Source organism: Streptomyces sp. NPDC092952 (assembly GCF_044754785.1).
Classification (GTDB): Bacteria; Actinomycetota; Actinomycetes; order Streptomycetales; family Streptomycetaceae; genus Streptomyces.
In genome coordinates, this window is record NZ_JBIVPT010000024.1 from 13,127 (window position 1) to 32,040 (window position 18,914).

Sequence of the window (18,914 nt, forward strand, 5' to 3'; positions counted from 1 at the left end):
GAGGTGCAAGCCTGTTCCCCCACCCGGCGCGGTTCATGGCGTTATGCGGCTTTTACGCCTCTATCGTGGGCCGGTGGTCACCGAATCCCCCGCCGCCGCGGCCTCCACCCCCGTACGCCGGCTGCTGCCCGCCATCGTGCCCGCACTGGCCGTCGGGGTGCTGAGCGCGCTCGTCCTGCTGGGCGTCAGCCTGCTCGCCGAGCGGTTCCAGGACGTGCTCTGGGAGACGCTGCCCGACGCGCTCTCCGTGGGCCGGCACTCCGTGCTCTGGACGGTCGCCGTGCTCACCGCGTGCGGGCTGGTGACCGGGGTGCTGATCCTGGTGGTGCCCGGCCACGCGGGCCCCGATCCGGCGACCACCGGGCTGGTCGACCCGCCGCTGCCGCCGCTGGTGGTCCCGGGGCTGCTGGTGGTCACCGTGCTCACCCTGGCGGGCGGGGTCAGCCTCGGCCCGGAGAACCCGATCACCGCCGCCAACATCGCCCTGGCCTGCTGGCTCGGCGGCCGGCTCCTGCCCGGCACCCCGGCCGGGCAGTGGCTCGCCCTGGCCGCCGCCGGAACCATCGGGGCCCTCTTCGGCACCCCCGTCGCCGCCGCGCTGATCCTCACCGAGACCCTCACCTCCCGGCCCGGCCCCGGCGCGCTCTGGGACCGCCTCTTCGCCCCGCTCGCCGCGGGGACCGCGGGGGCGCTCACCATGACGCTGCTGGCCCACCCCAGCTTCGACCTGTCGCTGCCGCCCTACGACCGCCCGCACTGGGGCGACCTGCTCTCCTCGACGGTGATCGCGTCGGCGGGGGCGGTGCTCGGGATGCTGGCGGTGTACGCGTTCCCATACGTCCACCGGTTCTTCCGGTTCCTCCGGTCGCTCTCCCCCGGGGGCACCGTGCTGGCGCTGACCGCGGGCGGACTGCTGCTCGGGCTGCTGGGGGCGCTGGGCGGGCGGCTGACGCTGTTCAAGGGGCTCGACGAGGTGCGGGAGCTGGCCGCCGACCCGGGCGGCTGGTCGGCCGGGCAGTTCGCCGTCATGGCCGTGGTGAAGGCGGCCGCCCTGCTGACGGCGGCGAGCTGCGGCTTCCGGGGCGGGCGGATCTTCCCGGCCGTCTTCGTGGGTGCCTCACTGGGGCTGTGCGCCCACGCCCTGGTCGGGGCGGTGCCGGTGGCCCTGGCGGTGACCTGCGGGGTGCTGGGGGTGCTGCTGGCCATCACCCGGCAGGGCTGGCTGAGCCTGTTCACCGCGGCGGTGCTGGCCGGGGACGCGGCGGTGCTGCCGATCCTCTGCGTGGCCTCGCTGCCCGCCTGGCTGCTGGTGACCGGGCGGCCGCAGATGCAGCTCGCCGAGGACGGTACGCCGCTGAGGTGAGGCGCCGCGCCCGGCGCGACGGATCTCCGGACCTTCCGTATCGTCGCATCCGGACGGATTCACCCCTCCTGTACCGATTCGTCGGAGGTCTTCGCCATGCCCACGCCCGTCAACGTCGCCGTCATCTACTACTCGTCGACCGGAACCGTCGCCACGATCGCCAAGGCCGTCGCGGAGTACGCCGAGAAGGCCGGGGCCGAGGTACGGCTGCGCAAGGCCGCCGAGCTGGCCCCGCAGGCGGCGGTCGACTCCAACCCGGCCTGGGCGGCCAACGCGAAGGCCACCGCCGACGTCCCCGTGGCCACGCCCGACGACATGGTCTGGGCGGACGCGGTGATCTTCGGGTCGCCGACCCGCTTCGGCAACGTCACCTCGCAGCTCAAGCAGTTCATCGACACCCTCGGCGGGCTCTGGCAGGCCGGCCACCTCGCCGACAAGGTCTACAGCGGCTTCACCGCCACCAGCACCACCCACGGCGGCCAGGAGTCGACCCTGCTCGCGCTCTACAACTCCATCCACCACTTCGGCGGCATCCTCGTCGCCCCCGGCTACACGGACCCGTCCAAGTTCGTCGACGGCAACCCGTACGGCACCTCGCACGTGGCCGGGCAGGGCGACATCCCGGTCGGCGACCAGACCCTGACCGCCGCCCGGGTCCAGGCCGAGCGGGTCGTGAAGTTCACCCGGGCCATCAAGGACGGCCTGGCCGGCGGGGGCTGACCGCCCGCAGGCCGACACCCACGCCGACCAGAAGGGCTGCCCTCCGATGCCGCTCCACAAAGGTCCGTCCCCGGGCACGGAACCGTCACCGACCCGCAGCAGACTCGCCCTCAACCCGTTCTACGGGGAGGCCGACCCCGTCGCCGGAATGGAGTCGGCGCCGCCCCGGCACCGGCTGCCCGACGGACCGATGCCGCCGTCGACCGCGTACGAACTGGTCCACGACGAGCTGATGCTCGACGGCAACGCCCGGCTCAACCTGGCCACCTTCGTCACCACCTGGATGGAGCCGCAGGCCGGGGTGCTGATGGCGGAGTGCCGCGACAAGAACATGATCGACAAGGACGAGTACCCGCGCACCGCCGAGCTGGAACGACGGTGCGTGGCGATGCTCGCCGACCTCTGGAACGCCCCCGACCCCGCGTCCACCGTCGGCTGCTCGACCACCGGCTCCAGCGAGGCGTGCATGCTCGCCGGGCTGGCGCTCAAGCGCCGCTGGGCGAAGCGCAACGCCGACCGCTATCCGGCGACCGCCCGGCCCAACCTGGTCATGGGCATCAACGTCCAGGTCTGCTGGGACAAGTTCTGCAACTTCTGGGAGATCGAGGCGCGCCAGGTCCCGATGGAGGGCGACCGCTTCCACCTGGACCCGCAGGCCGCGGCGGAGCTCTGCGACGAGAACACCATCGGCGTCGTCGGCATCCTCGGCTCCACCTTCGACGGCTCCTACGAGCCGATCGCCGAGCTGTGCGCCGCGCTGGACGCCCTCCAGGAGCGCACCGGCCTCGACATCCCCGTCCACGTCGACGGGGCGTCCGGGGCGATGGTGGCGCCGTTCCTGGACGAGGAGCTGGAGTGGGACTTCCGGCTGGACCGGGTCGCCTCCATCAACACCTCCGGCCACAAGTACGGCCTGGTCTACCCGGGTGTCGGCTGGGTGCTGTGGCGCTCGCCCGCCGAACTCCCCGAGGAGCTGGTGTTCCGGGTGAACTACCTGGGCGGCGACATGCCGACCTTCGCGCTGAACTTCTCCCGGCCGGGCGCCCAGGTGGTGGCGCAGTACTACTCCTTCCTGCGGCTGGGCCGGGAGGGCTACCGGGCCGTCCAGCAGACGTCCCGGGACGTGGCGTGCGGGCTCGCGAAACGGCTCGGGGAGATGGACGACTTCCGCCTCCTCACCCTCGGCGACCAGCTGCCCGTCTTCGCGCTCACCACCGCACCGGACGTGACGGCGTACGACGTCTTCGACCTGTCGAGGCGGCTGCGCGAGCAGGGCTGGCGGGTGCCCGCGTACACCTTCCCGGCCAACCGGGAGGACCTGTCGGTGCTGCGAGTGGTGTGCCGCAACGGCTTCTCCTCGGACCTCGCCGAGCTGCTGCTGGAGGACGTCCGGCTGCTCCTGCCCGAGCTGCGCCGCCAGCCGCACCCGCTGAGCGCCGACCGGCCGCCGCGGCCCTCCTTCCACCACTGAGAGGGGGCTACTCCGCGTCGCCGGGGTGCGGTACGCCGGTCGCGTACGGGTTCTCCTGATCCTCGGCGAGGATGCCGGTGAAGATCTCGCCCTCGCCCGCGAAGGTGTACGCCCCGCCCTCGATGCGGGCGATCAGGCCGCGCGTCCACTCGGCCCCGGCGTCCGCCGAGTGGATCCACAGGTTCATGATCTCGCCGATGTGGCCGGCCGATCCGGGCCCGTCCTGCGGTACGTAGTGCTCGGTGACCGCGGCCCGCCAGGCCGCCAGTCCCGCGATCCGCTCCCTGAGCAGCGCGACCGCCTCGGACCGCCCGAGGTCCACGATCCCGCCCAGGGCCGCCGTCAGCACGTCCGGCTTCTGGTCGTACGAGGTCAGCGCGGAGCGCAGCAGCGCGAAGTACTCCGCGTCGCCGCGCGCGGTGATCCCGTACTCCGTGCGGGGCGGGCCGCCCACGGTGCTCGGTTCCGTCTCGTGGGCGACCAGCAGTCCCTGCCCGGCCATCTGCTTCAGTGCGTGGTAGATCGACCCGGGCTTGGCGTTGGACCACTCGTGGGCGCCCCAGAACTCCAGGTCGTTGCGGATCTGGTAGCCGTGCGCCCGGCCGTGCCGGCGCACGGCGCAGAGGACCAGCAGCCGGATCGCGGACATCGCACGCACCCTCTCTGATCAACTTTGACCAGAGTAACCCTTCTCCTCGGCGACCAGCTCGAACGCGGTCCGGCCGTCCAGCGACTCCCGGATGATGTCGGCGTGCCCGGCGTGCCGGGCGTGCTCCTCGACGAGGTGGCCCAGCAGCCAGCGCATCGAGACCCGTCCCTCCTTCGGGAACCACGGCGCCTCGGGCAACGGGAAGGTGTCCCCCAGATCGGGCACCTCGCGGATGAACTCCTCCAGCTCGGCCACGACGCCCTCCCAGAACGTCAGGACGCCCTCGATGGTCTCGTCGCCGACGAGCCGGAAGGAGTCCGCCCAGGTGGCCTCGGTCCTGGCCTTCTCGTTGGGCCGCTGCTGGGCCATCCGCAGCCAGTTCAGCTCGGTCTCGGCGACGTGCTTGACGAGCCCGGAGAGCGAGAGCGCGCTGGCGCTGGGGCGGCTCGCGGCCTGCTCCGCGGTCAGCCCGAGCAGCGAGCGCCGCAGCGCGCCGCGCTGGGCCTCGGCGAAGGAGAGGAGCATGCCGCGCTCGTCGCCGGGCGCTTCGGAGGGAACGTGGGTAACCATGGGGTCCGCCTTGCTGGTCCGTGCCGGTTCTTCCTGACACCGATCACGTTACGAACCCTTGCGGTCAGCTTCTGTCCTCGACTATCCGGGCCGGCGGAACGTCCCGCCGGCCCCGGGTCAGAAGGGGAACGCGCTGCGGCCGTGCTGGACCGAGACCCACCGCCGGGTGGTGAAGGCGCCCACCGCCGCCTCCCCGTTGAGCCGCCCCAGCCCGGACGCCTTCTCGCCGCCGAAGGCCACCAGCGGGTCGTCCTGCACGGTGGAGCCGTTGACGTGGAACATCCCGCTGTCGACCCGCCGCGCGAACCGCACCCCGCGCTCGACGTCCCGGGTGTGCACGGCGCCGCTCAGCCCGTATGGGGTGTCGTTGACGATCCGTACGGCCTCCTCCTCGCCGTCGAAGGGCACCAGCAGCGCCACCGGGCCGAAGATCTCCTGGGAGAGCAGCGGGGAGCCCTCGGGCAGGCCGGTGAGCACGCTGGGCTCCACGAGGTTGCCCCGGGTGCGGCCGCGGACGAGGGCGGTGGCGCCCTCGGCGACCGCCTGGTCGACCAGGGCGGACAGGGCGTCGGCGTGGAAGGCGTTGATGACCGGGCCGATCCGGGTCTCCGGGTCGCGCGGGTCGCCCGTCCTGAGCGCGGCCACGGCGGCGGTGAACTTCGCGGTGAACTCGGGCTCGATCCGGCGGTCCACCAGGATGCGGTTGGCGGCCATGCAGACCTGCCCCTGGTAGAGGAAGCGGCTGAAGACGGCCGCCTCGACCGCGTGGTCGACGTCGGCGTCCTCCAGCACCACCAGGGCGCTGTTCCCGCTGAGTTCGAGGATCGTCCGCTTGAAGTGGCCCGCCGCGACGGCGCCGACCCGGCGGCCGACCCGGTCCGTGCCGGTGAACGAGACGACCCGGGGCACCGGGTGTTCGATGAAGGCGTCGCCTATCTCGGCGACATCGGTGATCAGGACGTTGAGCAGCCCGGCGGGCAGCCCGGCGTCCTCGAAGACCTTCGCGAGGAGGGTGCCGCCGGTGATCGGGGCGTTCTGGTTGGGCTTGACGACGACGGCGTTGCCGAGCGCGAGGGCCGGGGCGACGGACTTCATCGCCACCAGGAAGGGGAAGTTGAAGGGGCCGATCACCGCGACGACGCCGACCGGCAGCCGGTAGAGGCGGTTCTCCTTGCCGTCGACCGGCGAGGAGGGGAGGCTGCCCGGCGGGTGCAGGGCCCGGCGGATCGCGTCGCGCAGGAACTCCTCGGCGAGGCCGATCTCGTACTCCGCCTTGGCGCGGGTGCCGCCGACCTCGTCGATGATGGCCTCGGCGATCCGCTCGCGCAGTCCGCCGATGACGGTCAGCGCCCGCTCCAGCACCTCGCGGCGCCGGAACGCACCGGCGGCGGCCCAGGGGCGCTGTGCGCGCTCGGCGGCGCGGTAGGCCTCGTCGACCTCACGCGCGGTCGAGATGGTGATCGCGGCGAGTTTCTCCCCGTTGTAGGGGTTGAAATCGATGATGTCCCACGATCCGGTACCGGTCCGCCACTCACCGTCGATGTATTGGTGGGCCAGCTCGTGGAAGAAGGACATGCGATCCCTTAACTCAGCTGCAGACTCCCGTCGAACCGTCATCGTACTGACAAGTCAGGTCAGTTGGAGCAGACCACGGAGCAGATCGCGGCTCTCCTCCTCGCCCGGACTGTCCTCGTGCAGACGGGTGATGGCCTTTTCGTACTGCGCGACTTCTTCTGCCTTGTCCAGATAGAGCGCACTTGTCAGCTGCTCCAAATAGACAATGTCCGACAGATCGGATTCCGGGAATCGGAGCATCGTAAAGGAACCGCTCTCCCCGGCATGTCCACCAAAACTGAACGGCATCACCTGAAGCGTGACATTGGGCCGTTCCGACATTTCGATCAGATGCCGCAACTGGCCGCGCATCACCTCCCGGTCCCCGTAGGGCCGGCGCAGCGCCGCCTCGTCCAGTACAGCGTGGAAGTGCGGGGAGCGCTCGGAGACGAGCGCCTTCTGGCGTTCCAGCCGGAGCGCCACGCGCCGGTCGATCTCGGCGGTGGGTGCCGCGGCGCCCATGCCCCGGGTGACGACCGCGTGGGCGTACGCCTCGGTCTGCAACAGTCCGTGGACGAACTGGACTTCGTACACTCGAATGAGTGACGCCGCCCCCTCCAGGCCGATATATGTCTGAAACCAGCCGGGTAGAACGTCCCCGTAGCTGTGCCACCAGCCCGCCACGTTGGCCTCACGGGCCAGGCCGAGCAGGGCGTCGCGCTCCGTCTCGTCCGTGACTCCGTAGAGCGTGAGCAGGTCCTCGACGTCCCTCGCCTTGAAGCTCACCCGTCCCAACTCCATGCGGCTGATCTTCGATTCGGAGGCCCGGATCGAGTAGCCGGCCGCCTCACGGGTGATGCCACGCGCATCGCGCAGCCTCCTGAGCTGCGAGCCCAGGAGGATGCGCCGCACCACCGATCCACTCGACTCGCCTGCCGCCACTGCTCCGGTCCTCCCCATCGCTTCCTGGCAACGGGGCTCCCCCCGTGAACCCCAAGTGCCGGATTCTGCCACCAAAACGCTTCAGCCCGTACTCATTCGATTACGGAAATAACAAGCGTTCCAGAACCGCTCGAAAATACCCACCGGAAGAAATGACCAAGAACCGGCACGGGTTCGGACAGGTCAGGCGCGTGCACGTGCATCTGCCCTTGCATCTGCCCAGCGCATTGGGAACCATGGGGCTCGCGCACCTGCGTGCTCGTTCGTGTTGTGCCGCTGTACCCCCCGCAGTACCGATACAGCCGCGAATCCCGGGAGTGCCTCGCATGGGGACGAATGGATCGACGATGCTCGCGCCGTTACGGCGGAGCCTTCCCCCCATCGATCCCTCAGCCGTCTCCGGATCGGCCATCTGCACACTGCCCGCCTGCTTCGAAGCCGTGGGCGGGGCGCGGCGGTTCACCCGGACGACGCTGAACGGATGGGGTCTCACCGAATGTTTTGACGATGTCGCACTGGTGGTCTCCGAACTCGTCACCAACGCACTGCGGCACGCCCTGCCCACGGACGACGCCCCGGACGGCCCCCAGGACCCGCCCGTGCGGCTGCACCTGATGCGCTGGAGCTCGCGCCTGGTGTGCGCCGTGCGCGACCACAGCCAGGAGAGCCCGGTCGCCTCCCAGGCGCCGGACAACGCGGAGTCGGGGCGCGGCCTCTTCCTCGTGGAGTCCTTCAGCGACTCCTGGGGCTGGCATCCGGTGCCGGAGGTGGACGGCCCGGGAACCATGACGACCTCGCACGGCAAGGTGGTCTGGGCGCTGTTCCGGGTCTGACCGCTTCCCGGGGAACTGATCGGAGGGGCCGGGTGGGGCGTCGTGCGACGCCCCACCCGGCCCCTCCGTATTCCGTCGTGTGATGTGTACGACAGCCGCGCGGAAGTCGCGGGAAACGTCCCGCGCCGTTACGGAATGCGATCAGCCGCCCGCCACGAGGTGGTCGAACTCCCCGTCCTTCACCCCGAGGAGCAACGCCTCTATCTCGGCCGGCGTATAGACCAAGGCCGGTCCGTCGGGGTGGCGCGAATTCCGCATCGCCACATCTCCGTCGGGTAGTTTCGCGAACTCCACGCAGGACCCTTGGGAGTTGCTGTGTCGGCTCTTCTGCCAGACGACTCCGCGAAGCTCCGTGGCCGCCATGCCGTTGTGAACGTGGTGCACAGGACGCTCCCGAGTTGCAAGGTGCAAGTGTCAACTGTCCCGGATCATAGCTGTGTTCAATTCCCCCTGCATGAGCAGATGCATGCGCGGATGCACGTGCACGCGGGGTGTTCCCGCGATTACAGCTTTACCTCCCCTATGGCAGACGCACGGGAAGCCGCTTCGGCTGCGTCTACCCTCGATGAACCTCTCCATCCCCTTGTATCCCGCTGATAACTTGGCCCGGTCTTTTGTCGGCAAGGGGGAATTACAGATGCACAGAATCGTACGCACCGGCGCCGTGGTCGCCGCCGGTCTTCTCGCCCCGTTGGTACTGAGCGCCTGCGGCAGCGGCGGCGACGACGGGAAGAACGACAGCGCGCCGGGCGGGGCGGCCACCGGGCAGACCGACCCGACCTCCGGCACGGAGAGTGACGGCGGAACCGGTGACGGCGGGACCGACGCCGCGGCGCTGGAGGGCGGCTGGGCCGGGAGGACCGACGGCAAGGCGGTCGTCCTCTCGGTCGCCTCGGGCAAGGTCGCGCTCGTCACCGAACAGCGGGCCTGCACCGGCACCGTGGCGGGATCCGGCAAGGTGACGTTGACACTCAAGTGCGTCGACGGCGGCGACGACCGGACCGCGGGGACCGTCGAGTCCATCGACGGGAAGACCCTCGTGGTGTCCTGGTCCAGCGGGGTCCGCGACACGCTGGCCAAGACCGCGGCCGGCGCGCTTCCGTCCGGACTGCCCGACCTGTCGGACCTGCCGACGTCCTGACCGTACGTCACTTCCCGGCGCCGGAACGCCCGTCGCGGTCCCGGCCGGTGTCCGGGCCGCCGTCCAGGCCCCGGGAGAACTCCTCCAGGGAGTCGAGGAGGAGGTGGACCCCTTCCCGTACGAAGGGGTCCGCCTCCGCCCGGTCGGTGCCCTCGGCCGCCCGGACCCGGGCGTCCCATTCCGCCAGCGCCTCGCGCACCTCGGTCCAGTCCGGCACCCGGCGCTCGCGTACCGCCTTCGCGCCCCGCTCGGTGGACCGGCGCAGCGCGTCGGCCAGCCGCCCCGCGCCCGGTACGGGGGTGGCGCCGCCGCTCGGCAGATGGGCCTCCAGCAGCATCGCGGCCCGGCCGAACTGGGCGAGCGCGTGCTCGGTGTCGTCGGCGGCGGCCCGGGACAGGCCGCGGTTGCGGACCGGTTCGTGCCGGGCGGCCTCCAGCGCCTCCTGCCAGGCGACCCGGGCATCGCGGGTGTCGAGCAGCGCGGCGCGCACGTCGTCGTGGCCGCGTTCGGCCGGATCGGCGTACTGCTCGACGACCGCGGCGACGTACCGGCCGTCCGCCTTCAGCCAGTCGCCGAGCCTGCCCCGGAGCCGGGGCGTCTCCCAGGCCGGGTAGAGGGCGTACGAGACCATCGCCAGCAGGCCGCCGACGAGGGTGAGCACGACGCGTTCGGGGACGGTCTGGGACCAGTCGTCGCCCGCCATGCCGAGCAGGAAGACGACGTAGGCCGAGACGCAGGCCTGGCCGACCACGTACCCCGTGCGCATCAGCAGGTACATCAGCAGGGCGCAGACCACCGAGAGGACCGCGGCCGTGGTCACGCCGGGGTGGGTGGTCTGGACGATCGCGGTGGCCAGCGAGACGCCGACGACGGTGCCGCCGAACCGGGCCATCGACCGCCCGTACGTCTGGGTGAACTCCGGACGCATCGCCATGACGGCGGCCATCGGCGCCCAGTAGCCGTGGCCGAAGGGCAGCGTGGTGCCGATGAGGTAGCCGACGGCGGCGACGACGGAGAGCCTGATCGCGTGCCGCAGGATCGGGGAGCCGGGCCGGACCTCGGCGCGCATCGCCTTCACCACGACCGGGATCAGCCGCAGCAGGCCGGGGCGGTGGGGGCGGTTGCGGTGGCGGTGCGGGGCGGCGGGGCGGTGGTCGGCGCGGGCCTTCAGCTCCTCGGCGGCCTCCGCCGCCCGGTCGTCCTGCTCCTTGGTGCCCTCGCCCTCGGCGGTCTCGATGACGTCGGAGAGCAGCACGGCCAAGCGGTCGGCGGCGCGCAGCGGCGGGCCGGTGAGCAGGGTCCCGGTGTCGGGGGTGCGCAGGGCGGCCACGGCGGACGGGTCCAGCTCGACCGGGTCGCCGTGCCGGATCGCGCGGGCCGCCGAGTCCAGCAGCGATCCGGCGGCGGCCAGCAGCTCGCGGACCCGCTCCCGCTCCGGGCCCTCGGACGGTACGCCCAGGGACGGGTCGGCGAGCGAGGCGAGCACCGGCCGGATCCGCTCGGCGACCCCGCGCGGGCCGCGCAGTTCGGGCGGCCGGCGGCGGGCCTGGCGCGGGGTGACGGCGGCGGCGCTGCGGGCCGTCATCAGGGGGACGGGGTCGAAGGGGGCGAGCGGGTCGTGGCGCAGCCGGCGGGCGTAGTCGGCCTCGGCGGCCAGCGCGTCGGCGAGCGCGTCGCGCTGGGCGCCCCATCTGCGGACCGGGAACAGGACGATGAGCACGGCCTGCACCACCCCGCCGAAGAGGATCATCCCGGCGTGCACGGCCGAGTCGGCGACGGAGGTGGGCAGGGTGACGGTGACCAGCATGATCGCGACGTTGGACGCGGCGATGATGCCCGCGGTCGGCCCGGCCGCCCAGGACAGCCCGGCGACGAAGGTCCAGAGCACCAGCAGGGCGAGGAAGAGCACCGCCCGCGAGCCGGTCAGATAGCCGAGGAAGGTCGACACGGCGAGGCTCGCCCCGGAGACCAGGGCGAGGACCGGGCGGGGGCGCCAGCTGCGCTGGAAGGTCGCGATGGCAGCCTGGAACGCCCCGAAGGCGGAACTCGCGGCGACCACCGGCCCGAAGAACGCCAGCGCGACCCCGATGACCAGGGCGAGCCCGGTCGCGCCGCGGATCGCGATGAGCGGTTCGAGCCGCCGTCGCTCGATCGAGAGCCCCGAGCGGGCGGTCTCCTTCAGCGCCCGGAGCCAGCTCATGGCTTGAGCCTAGCCGGATTGATGACCCATTGACCTGAATTGCCGGTTTCGGAGTGCGGGAGGGGGTGGGGCGTGAAGGGGGCGGGGCGCGGGCGCCGTCGCGTACGGGGCGCGGGGCGCCCCTCGCACCCCTTCGCGCCCCCTCGCCCCCCTCAGCGCTTTCCGCGCCCGCCGCGCAGTTGCGGGTCGCGGCCGGCCATCCGCGCCCGGTCCGCCGCCTCCGTGCCGTGGGTCCAGCCGTCGAGGTCGGTGGCGCCCCGGACCCGGGTGGTGGTCGTCCTCGGGAACATCCGCTCGGCGGTGGCCGTGACCGCGACGTCGCGGGCGGCGAGGACCGGCAGCAGGGCGGGGGAGGCACCCGCCTCCGCACCTCCCCCGGCCTCGGCCTCGGCGGTGACCCGGGCGGTGTCGGCGGCGAGGCGGCTGCCGAGCCGCTGGGCGTACGCCATCAGGAACGACTGCCGGAATGTCTTGGTCCGCTTGCGTCCGCCGGCCCGCTGGCCCGCCTCCGCCCTCGTCATCGCGACGGTGCCCTGGACCAGCAGGGAGGTGTACAGCAGCTCCACCGCGTCCAGGTCGGGATCGAAGCCGACCACCGTGGAGAAGCCGAGCTCGCTGTTCCACACCGAGCGGCAGCGGTTCGCGGTGGCGACCGCGTCGAGCAGGATCGCCTTGGCCGTCTCGTACGGCGCGTCCACCCCGATCCGGCAGGCGCCGGGCGCGTCCGTGCCATGGGTGCGGGCCGCGAGCAGCGCCTCGTCGATGGAGTGCCGGGCCATCAGTTCCTGCGCCTTGGTGGTGAGCGCCTCGGCCTCCTCCGGGAAACCGGTCGCCTCCGCCTTGGCGAGCAGGGCGCGGATACGGGTCAGCATCCGGGGCTCGCCGGGCGCGGGCGCACGCCGGAGCGCGTCCTCGGCGGCACCGGGCGGAGGACCGACCGGCTCGATGGCGGGGAGCCCGAGCAGCAGCCGGTAGAGCCCGAGCACGGCGAAGGCGTAGGAGAACCGGTCCGGGCGGTTGCGGGGCGGGGCCTCGGGCAGCGCGTCGAGCTGGGCCCGCCAGCGCGGCGGCAGCCGCTCGTAGCGCGCCGTCTCCGCGCCGATCAGCCCGGCGGCGATCCCGGCGGCGGTCTCGTCCAGCTCGCGGCGGACCGTGCGGACGACGTCGGCGGGCTGCCAGCCGCGCTCCCAGGCGCGGCGGACGAACTCCTCGCCGCGCCGGAACAGCTCCGCGTCGGACGCCGGGTCGGCGGCGAGGAGGGAGGCCCCGGCGTCGAGCCCGGCGTCGCCGTCCGCGTAGAGGGCCGCCGCACACGCCTGGTCGATCACCGGTTCCATGGAGCCAGGGTAGGCAGGGCGGCGCGGCGGGCCGGGGCCGGGCCCGGCCGTCCACACCCTGTGGATATCGAACTTCTGTACGACGCTCGGCCTCACCCGTCCGGCCGGACCCGCTGACGGTGTATCCGCTTTCTATCTTTTCATCCAGATTTCGCATGCTTTCATCGCGCCATGGATCCGATCGAACAGGCGGAGGCGATGGTGCGATGACCGGGAAACGACCCCAGGAACCTCGGGTACGGGCGGCCGCGGCGGCCCCGTCGCGGCGGGGATTACTGACCGCCGCCGCGCTCACCCCGGTCCTGGCCGCGGCGGGCACCGCGGGGACGGCCCGCGCGGACGGGACGGCGCACGGGCCGCTCGTCCGGCCGGTGCCCACCGAACCGGAGGACTGGGCCGAGGTGGCGGAGGCGCTCGGCCGCCCCGGCAACATGCTGCGCGAGACGACGTACCACACGGGCTTTCCCCGGCGGGACCTCCTGGTGGTCTCCGACGGGGTCGTCGTCACCCCCGGCCTCGCCCTCGGCACCCATGTGGCCTTCATCCGCTACGCCGACGGCACCACGATGCTCATGGGGGACATGGTGGTCACCGAACGCGAACTCCAGGGGGTGGTCGACGCCTGGCAGGCGCACGGCATCGAGCAGACCGCCCTCCACAAGCACCTGCTCGCCCAGATCCCCGACCTCTGGTGGGTCCATGTGCACGGCCACGGCCGCGATCCGGTGGCCCTGGCCCGCGGGTTGCGCGCCGGGCTCGACCGCACCGGCACCCCACCGCCCGCACCGCCCGACCGGCGCACCCCGGTCGACCTGGACATCGCCGGGATGGAGGCGGCGCTGGGCGCCCCGGGCAGCGTCGAGGACGGGCTCTTCAAGGTCCTCTTCTGGCGCCGCGAGACCATCGCCGACGGCCCGCTGGTCCTGCCGCCCGGACTGGGCTCGACCAGCGCGTTCAACTTCCAGCCGGTCGGCGGCGGCCGGGCCGCCCTCAGCGGCGACTGCGCGATGCTCGCCGAGGAGGTCCCCCACGTGCTGAGGGCCCTGCGGCGCGGCGGGATCAAGCTGGTCGAGCTGCACAACCACCATCTCTCGGAGAGCCCCCGGCTGTTCTTCACCCACTTCTGGGCGGTGGACGACGGGGTACGGCTCGCCCGCACGCTGCGGGCCGCCGTGGACGCCACGAACGTCGTGCCGGGCGGCTGAGAGCCTGCCGGGCCGGGCCGTGTTGCGCCGGTCCAGCGACCGGCGGCACCGATTCCGTTCTGCATATGGACCAATCGGCCCGGCCCGGCGCGTGGCCCGGCCGAGGACCGGGCACCCATGTCCCCGTCCCGGCCCCTCCCACCCCACGCACCCGAACCACCCCGCCAGACCCTCTGGAGCTCCGCATGGAACCAGCCACCGGCGCCCGGCTCTGCCCGTTCGACTACGCCGAGGCCCTCGAATTCGACCCGGTGCTCAGGCACCTGATGAACGAGGAGCCCGTCTCCCGCATCCGCCTCCCGCACGGCGAGGGCGAGGCATGGCTCGTCACCGGCTACGACGACGTACGCACGGTGACCACCGACCGGCGGTTCAGCCGCCACGCCATCATCGGCCGGGACTTCCCGCGCATGACCCCCGAGCCGATCGTCCAGGACGAGGCGATCAACGTCATGGACCCGCCGGCCAGCAGCCGGCTGCGCAGCCTGATCTCCAAGGGGTTCGCCCCCCGCCACATGGAGCGCATGCGGGTGCGCACCCAGCACGTGGTGGACGGACTGCTGGACCGCATGGAGGAACAGGGCGCCCCCGCCGACCTGTTCGCGCACCTGGCCGCCCCGCTGCCGCTGACCACCATCTGCGAGGTCCTCGACATCCCGGAGGCCGAGCAGGCCCAGCTGCGCACCTACGCGCGGACCATGATGGACACCACCGTCGAGAACAAGCCCAACGCCATCCAGGCCAAGGCCGACCTGCGCGCCTACTTCGCCGAACTGACCGCCGAACGGCGCGCCAACCCGGGCGACGACCTGATCAGCGCCCTCGCCACCGCCCGCGACGGCGACGAGATCCTGGACGACCAGGAGCTGACGGTGATGGCCATGGTGCTGCTCATCACCGGCCAGGACACCACCACGTACGAGATCGGGAACATCGCGTACACGCTGCTGACCAGGCCCGACGAGCTGGCCATGCTGCGCGAGCGCCCCGACATGCTCCCGCAGGCCATGGACGAGCTGCTGCGCTTCATCCCGTTCCGCAAGGGCGTCGGCATCCCCCGGGTCGCCCTGGAGGACGTGGAGCTGAGCGGGGTGCGGATCAAGGAGGGGGACATCGTCCACGTCTCCTATCTGACCGCCAACCGCGATCCCCGGAAGTTCGAGGACCCCGACGTGCTCGACCTGGAGCGGCAGGGGCCGTCGAACATGACGTTCGGCTGGGGCGGGCACCACTGCCTCGGTGCCCCGCTCGCGGCCACCGAGCTCGAAGTCGCCATCGGGACGCTGCTGAAGCGGTTCCCCGCGCTGAAGCTGGCCGCCCCGGCCGAGGAGATCCGCTGGAACAGGACGTCGATCTGGCGCTACCCGCTCGAACTGCCCGTCACCTGGTGAGCGACGGGCCGCCGACCGGCCGAGCTCGATGATGCGCCCGCCCCGGGCCACCGGCAACCGGGGCGGGCGCGGCCGTGCCGTACCCGCCCCGTGCCCGTGCCGTACCCACCGCCCGCGCCGCACGGGCCGCGCGCGCCGGGTGAACGATCGTCGACGATCGCTCGACGTGCGGCGCCCACCCGCCTGCCGTAGCGTGATCCCGACGGCCACCCAAGCCGTGGCGGATCCGAATTCCGCCCACGAACGGCCGGGTCTCTTCCTCCGGACGGAGAGGCCCCCGGGACAAAGTCTTCGACGGTCGGCCCGTCCGCGCCCGCGCTCAGGAGCACCCGCCCGGCGCCGGAAACCACCAGCCCGCCCTCTCCGCGCAGCACACCGTGGTGCCTGCGTGCGGCGGAGCTGTCCGCCTCCGGCCCGCCGGCGCCCCTGATCCCCGTACGGGCCCGGCCGTGTGGACCAAATCCGCTAGGAGGAGTTCCATGGCGGTTCTCTGCAAGCCGGCGATCGCGGTTCCCGAGCACGTCATCACCAACGAGGAAACCCTTGAGCTGGCCCGACGGCTGCACGGCGACCACCCGCAGCTCGACCTGGTCCTGCGCCTGATCGAGCACACCGGGGTACAGAAGCGGCACCTGATCCAGCCGATCGAGAAGGTGCTCCAGCACCCCGGCTTCGACGCCCGCAGCATCACGTACGAGGAACACACCAAGGCCCGGGTGCCCGCGGTCGTCCGCCAGGCGCTCGACCAGGCCGAACTGGAGCCGGACCAGATCGACTTGATCGTGTACGTCTCCTGCACCGGCTTCATGATGCCGCCGCCGACCGCCTGGCTCATCGGCGAGATGGGCTTCCGCCCGCAGACCCGCCAACTGCCGATCGCCCAGCTCGGCTGCGCCGCGGGCGGCGCCGCCGTCAACCGGGCCCACGACTACTGCACGGCGTACCCCGACGCCAATGTGCTCATCGTGGCCTGCGAGTTCTGCTCGCTCTGCTACCAGCCCACCGACCTCGGTGTCGGCTCCCTGCTCTCCAACGGGCTGTTCGGCGACGGCATAGCCGCCGTCGTGCTGCGCGGCAACGGCGGCACGGGCGTACGGCTGGAGCGGAACGGTTCGTTCATCATCCCGGACACCGAGGACTGGATCTCCTACGCGGTCCGGTCCACCGGCTTCCACTTCCAGCTCGACAAGCGGGTGCCCGGCACGATGGAACCGCTCGCTCCGGCCCTGGAGGCGGTCGCCGAGGAGAACCAGTGGAACGCCGGGAAGATGGACTTCTACATCATCCACGCGGGCGGCCCGCGCATCCTGGACGACCTGAGCCACTTCCTGGACGTGCCGCCCGAGGCGTTCCGCTTCAGCCGCGCCACGCTCACCGAGTACGGCAACATCGCCAGCGCCGTGGTGATCGACGCCCTCGGCCGGATGTTCGACGAGGCCTCGGCGCTCGACGGCCACCGCGGGCTGATGGCCGGGTTCGGTCCGGGCATCACCGCCGAGATCTCCCTGGGCACCTGGACCTCCGCGTCCGAATCGGGGCTCTGAGGTCCCGAGGTCCACGGACGGCCGCGCCCCGTACCCGGTACGGGGCGCGGCCCCCGGGTGTTGTCAGTGCCGGGTGCCAGACTCGAAGGCATGACCGAACGGTGGGCCCTGGCCATGACGGAGACCGGCGGTGCGCTCCTCGCGCCGCTGGCCCCGGACGGCCTGCCCGCGGGGCCGGTCGTCGCCGAGCCCGACGCGGTGGCGGCGGTCCGCGCCCGCCCCAAGGTCACCCGCTGGGTCTGGCGCTCCACGGCCGAGGTGTACCCCCGGCTGCTCGCCGCCGGTGTCCCGGTGGACCGCTGCTACGACATCGAGGTGGCCGAGTCCCTGCTCCTGGCCCATGAGGGCCGCCTCGGCGAGCCCCGTTCCGCCGCGGCCGCCCACGCCCGGCTGCACGGCGCCCCGGTGCCGGCCGATCCGCCGCCCCGCCCGGCGGAGCCCGGCGCGCAGTCCTCCCTCTTCGAGCCCCGGCCCGCCGCCCCGCTCCCCTTCGACGCCCTGCTGGAGGTCTACGCCGACCAGCTCCGCCGCCACGACGCCACCGAGCACCCCGGCAGGATGCGGCTGCTCACCGCCGCCGAGTCGGCCGCCATGCTGGTCGCCGCCGAGATGCACCGCTCCGGCCTCCCCTGGCGGGCCGACGTCCACCGCGAGGTCCTCCACGAGCTGCTCGGCGAGCGGTACGCGGGCGGCGGCGAGCCCCGCAGGCTGGCCGAGCTGGCCGACGAGGTGTCCGCCGCCTTCGGCAGACGGGTCCGCCCCGACCTCCCGGCCGACGTGGTGCGGGCCTTCGCGCAGGCCGGGATCACGGTCCGGTCCACCCGCCGCTGGGAGCTGGAGGGCCTGGACCACCCGGCGGTGGCCCCGCTCGTCGCGTACAAGAAGCTGTACCGGATCTGGACGGCGCACGGCTGGTCCTGGCTCCAGGACTGGGTGCGCGACGGCCGCTTCCGCCCCGAGTACCAGCCGGGCGGCTCGGTCAGCGGCCGCTGGACGACCAACGGCGGCGGGGCGCTCCAGATCCCCAAGGTGATCCGGCGGGCGGTCGTCGCCGACCCCGGCTGGCGCCTGGTCGTCGCGGACGCCGACCAGATGGAGCCCCGGGTCCTCGCCGCGATCTCCCGCGACCGCGGCCTGATGGAGGTGGCGGGCCACGAGGGCGACCTGTACACCGCCCTCTCCGACCGGGCGTTCCAGGGCGACCGGGACCACGCCAAGATCGCCCTGCTGGGCGCCGTCTACGGCCAGACCTCGGGCGACGGCCTGAAGAACCTGGCCGCCCTGCGCCGGAGGTTCCCGCAGGCCGTGGCCTATGTCGACGACGCCGCGAAGGCCGGGGAGGAGGGCCGCCTGGTGCGGACGTGGCTGGGCCGGACGAGCCCCCCGGCCGCCGGGAGCGGGGAGTACGAGGAGGCCGGCATCCCGCAGGAGGGCGCCGGGCCGGACGGCTCCGACGACGGCTCCGGTCCGGGCCTCACCCCCGGCTACGCCTCGTCGAACGCCCGCGCGCGGGGCCGCTTCACCCGCAACTTCGTGGTCCAGGGCAGCGCGGCCGACTGGGCGCTGCTGCTCCTGGCCGCCCTGCGCCGCTCGGTCCGCGCCGCCGGGCTCCGCGCCGAGCTGGTCTTCTTCCAGCACGACGAGGTGATCGTGCACTGCCCGCAGGAGGAGGCGGCGGCCGTGGTGGAGGCGATCCGGGCGGCCGGTGAGCTGGCCGGGCGGACCGTCTTCGGCGAGACCCCCGTCCGCTTCCCGTTCACTACGGCGGTGGTGGAGCGCTACTCCGACGCGAAGTAGCCACCGTCGAGGAACTGCCCCCCGGCCCCGGGGCGTCGCCGAACCCGGCGAGCCCGTGGTCGTAGTGCGCCGGGCGCAGATGGTGGTGGCGGTGGCGGGCGTTCAGCAGATGGATGACGTACGCCGTGATCGCGATCATCGCGAGAACGACCACGACGGTGACCAGGGTGTCCATACGATTCCGGCCCCCTTCGAAC

The 18,914-nt window shown here is 72.6% G+C and carries 17 protein-coding genes; 9 read left to right on the forward strand and 8 right to left on the reverse strand.

The window, feature by feature from the left end; genetic code table 11:
* The first annotated feature begins 73 nt into the window (after nt 1-73).
* From ACIQGQ_RS33170 to ACIQGQ_RS33180, 3 genes are all read left to right on the forward strand, one after another.
* Nucleotides 74-1,363: an ion channel protein gene (locus tag ACIQGQ_RS33170; RefSeq protein ID WP_402403096.1), complete on the forward strand. Its 1,290-nt coding sequence runs from the start codon at nt 74-76 to the stop codon at nt 1,361-1,363.
* Nucleotides 1,364-1,459: 96 nt separating this feature from the next.
* The gene (gene wrbA, locus ACIQGQ_RS33175) at nt 1,460-2,083 is read left to right on the forward strand and encodes an NAD(P)H:quinone oxidoreductase (protein ID WP_402403099.1); all 624 of its coding nucleotides are present in this window, start codon (nt 1,460-1,462) and stop codon (nt 2,081-2,083) included.
* 46 nt (nt 2,084-2,129) lie between these two features.
* The gene (locus ACIQGQ_RS33180) at nt 2,130-3,554 is read left to right on the forward strand and encodes a glutamate decarboxylase (RefSeq protein WP_402403102.1); all 1,425 of its coding nucleotides are present in this window, start codon (nt 2,130-2,132) and stop codon (nt 3,552-3,554) included.
* 7 nt (nt 3,555-3,561) lie between these two features.
* On the opposite strand, the gene ACIQGQ_RS33185 is transcribed toward ACIQGQ_RS33180, so the two are convergent.
* From ACIQGQ_RS33185 to ACIQGQ_RS33200, 4 genes are all read right to left on the reverse strand, one after another.
* Nucleotides 3,562-4,203, reverse strand: a complete 642-nt coding sequence (locus ACIQGQ_RS33185; RefSeq protein WP_402403105.1) for a PadR family transcriptional regulator — start codon at nt 4,201-4,203, stop codon at nt 3,562-3,564.
* 18 nt (nt 4,204-4,221) lie between these two features.
* Entirely contained in the window at nt 4,222-4,773 is a 552-nt protein-coding gene (locus ACIQGQ_RS33190; protein ID WP_402403107.1) for a DinB family protein, read from the reverse strand.
* Nucleotides 4,774-4,890: 117 nt separating this feature from the next.
* Entirely contained in the window at nt 4,891-6,348 is a 1,458-nt protein-coding gene (locus tag ACIQGQ_RS33195) for an aldehyde dehydrogenase family protein (RefSeq protein WP_402403110.1), read from the reverse strand.
* A 54-nt stretch (nt 6,349-6,402) separates the two neighbouring features.
* Nucleotides 6,403-7,287, reverse strand: a complete 885-nt coding sequence (locus ACIQGQ_RS33200) for a helix-turn-helix domain-containing protein (protein WP_402403112.1) — start codon at nt 7,285-7,287, stop codon at nt 6,403-6,405.
* Between the two features lie 329 nt (nt 7,288-7,616).
* On the opposite strand from ACIQGQ_RS33200, the gene ACIQGQ_RS33205 reads away from it, so the two are divergent.
* The gene (locus tag ACIQGQ_RS33205; RefSeq protein WP_402403206.1) at nt 7,617-8,102 is read left to right on the forward strand and encodes an ATP-binding protein; all 486 of its coding nucleotides are present in this window, start codon (nt 7,617-7,619) and stop codon (nt 8,100-8,102) included.
* A 141-nt stretch (nt 8,103-8,243) separates the two neighbouring features.
* On the opposite strand, the gene ACIQGQ_RS33210 is transcribed toward ACIQGQ_RS33205, so the two are convergent.
* The gene (locus tag ACIQGQ_RS33210) at nt 8,244-8,486 is read right to left on the reverse strand and encodes a DUF397 domain-containing protein (protein ID WP_352275568.1); all 243 of its coding nucleotides are present in this window, start codon (nt 8,484-8,486) and stop codon (nt 8,244-8,246) included.
* 253 nt (nt 8,487-8,739) lie between these two features.
* On the opposite strand from ACIQGQ_RS33210, the gene ACIQGQ_RS33215 reads away from it, so the two are divergent.
* Nucleotides 8,740-9,243 carry a hypothetical protein gene (locus tag ACIQGQ_RS33215; RefSeq protein ID WP_402403116.1) on the forward strand — a complete coding sequence of 168 codons (504 nt, stop codon included), beginning with the start codon at nt 8,740-8,742 and terminating at the stop codon, nt 9,241-9,243.
* A gap of 7 nt (nt 9,244-9,250) precedes the next feature.
* On the opposite strand, the gene ACIQGQ_RS33220 is transcribed toward ACIQGQ_RS33215, so the two are convergent.
* Entirely contained in the window at nt 9,251-11,443 is a 2,193-nt protein-coding gene (locus ACIQGQ_RS33220) for an FUSC family protein (protein ID WP_402403119.1), read from the reverse strand.
* Between the two features lie 152 nt (nt 11,444-11,595).
* Complete coding sequence (locus ACIQGQ_RS33225) at nt 11,596-12,780, reverse strand: DUF2786 domain-containing protein (RefSeq protein WP_402403122.1); 1,185 nt, start codon at nt 12,778-12,780, stop codon at nt 11,596-11,598.
* A 206-nt stretch (nt 12,781-12,986) separates the two neighbouring features.
* On the opposite strand from ACIQGQ_RS33225, the gene ACIQGQ_RS33230 reads away from it, so the two are divergent.
* The 4 genes from ACIQGQ_RS33230 (at nt 12,987) to ACIQGQ_RS33245 (ending at nt 18,717) form a co-directional block, all read left to right on the forward strand.
* Nucleotides 12,987-13,985, forward strand: coding sequence for a DUF1259 domain-containing protein (locus ACIQGQ_RS33230; RefSeq protein ID WP_402403125.1), 999 nt, complete (start codon nt 12,987-12,989; stop codon nt 13,983-13,985).
* Nucleotides 13,986-14,170: 185 nt separating this feature from the next.
* Entirely contained in the window at nt 14,171-15,376 is a 1,206-nt protein-coding gene (locus ACIQGQ_RS33235) for a cytochrome P450 (RefSeq protein WP_402403127.1), read from the forward strand.
* A gap of 479 nt (nt 15,377-15,855) precedes the next feature.
* Complete coding sequence (locus ACIQGQ_RS33240; RefSeq protein WP_402403130.1) at nt 15,856-16,920, forward strand: type III polyketide synthase; 1,065 nt, start codon at nt 15,856-15,858, stop codon at nt 16,918-16,920.
* A gap of 90 nt (nt 16,921-17,010) precedes the next feature.
* Nucleotides 17,011-18,717, forward strand: coding sequence for a bifunctional 3'-5' exonuclease/DNA polymerase (locus tag ACIQGQ_RS33245; RefSeq protein WP_402403133.1), 1,707 nt, complete (start codon nt 17,011-17,013; stop codon nt 18,715-18,717).
* On the opposite strand, the gene ACIQGQ_RS33250 is transcribed toward ACIQGQ_RS33245, so the two are convergent.
* Nucleotides 18,680-18,892, reverse strand: coding sequence for a hypothetical protein (locus ACIQGQ_RS33250; RefSeq protein WP_402403136.1), 213 nt, complete (start codon nt 18,890-18,892; stop codon nt 18,680-18,682). The two genes, ACIQGQ_RS33245 and ACIQGQ_RS33250, sit on opposite strands and share 38 nt — an antisense overlap.
* Nucleotides 18,893-18,914 lie beyond the last annotated feature (22 nt).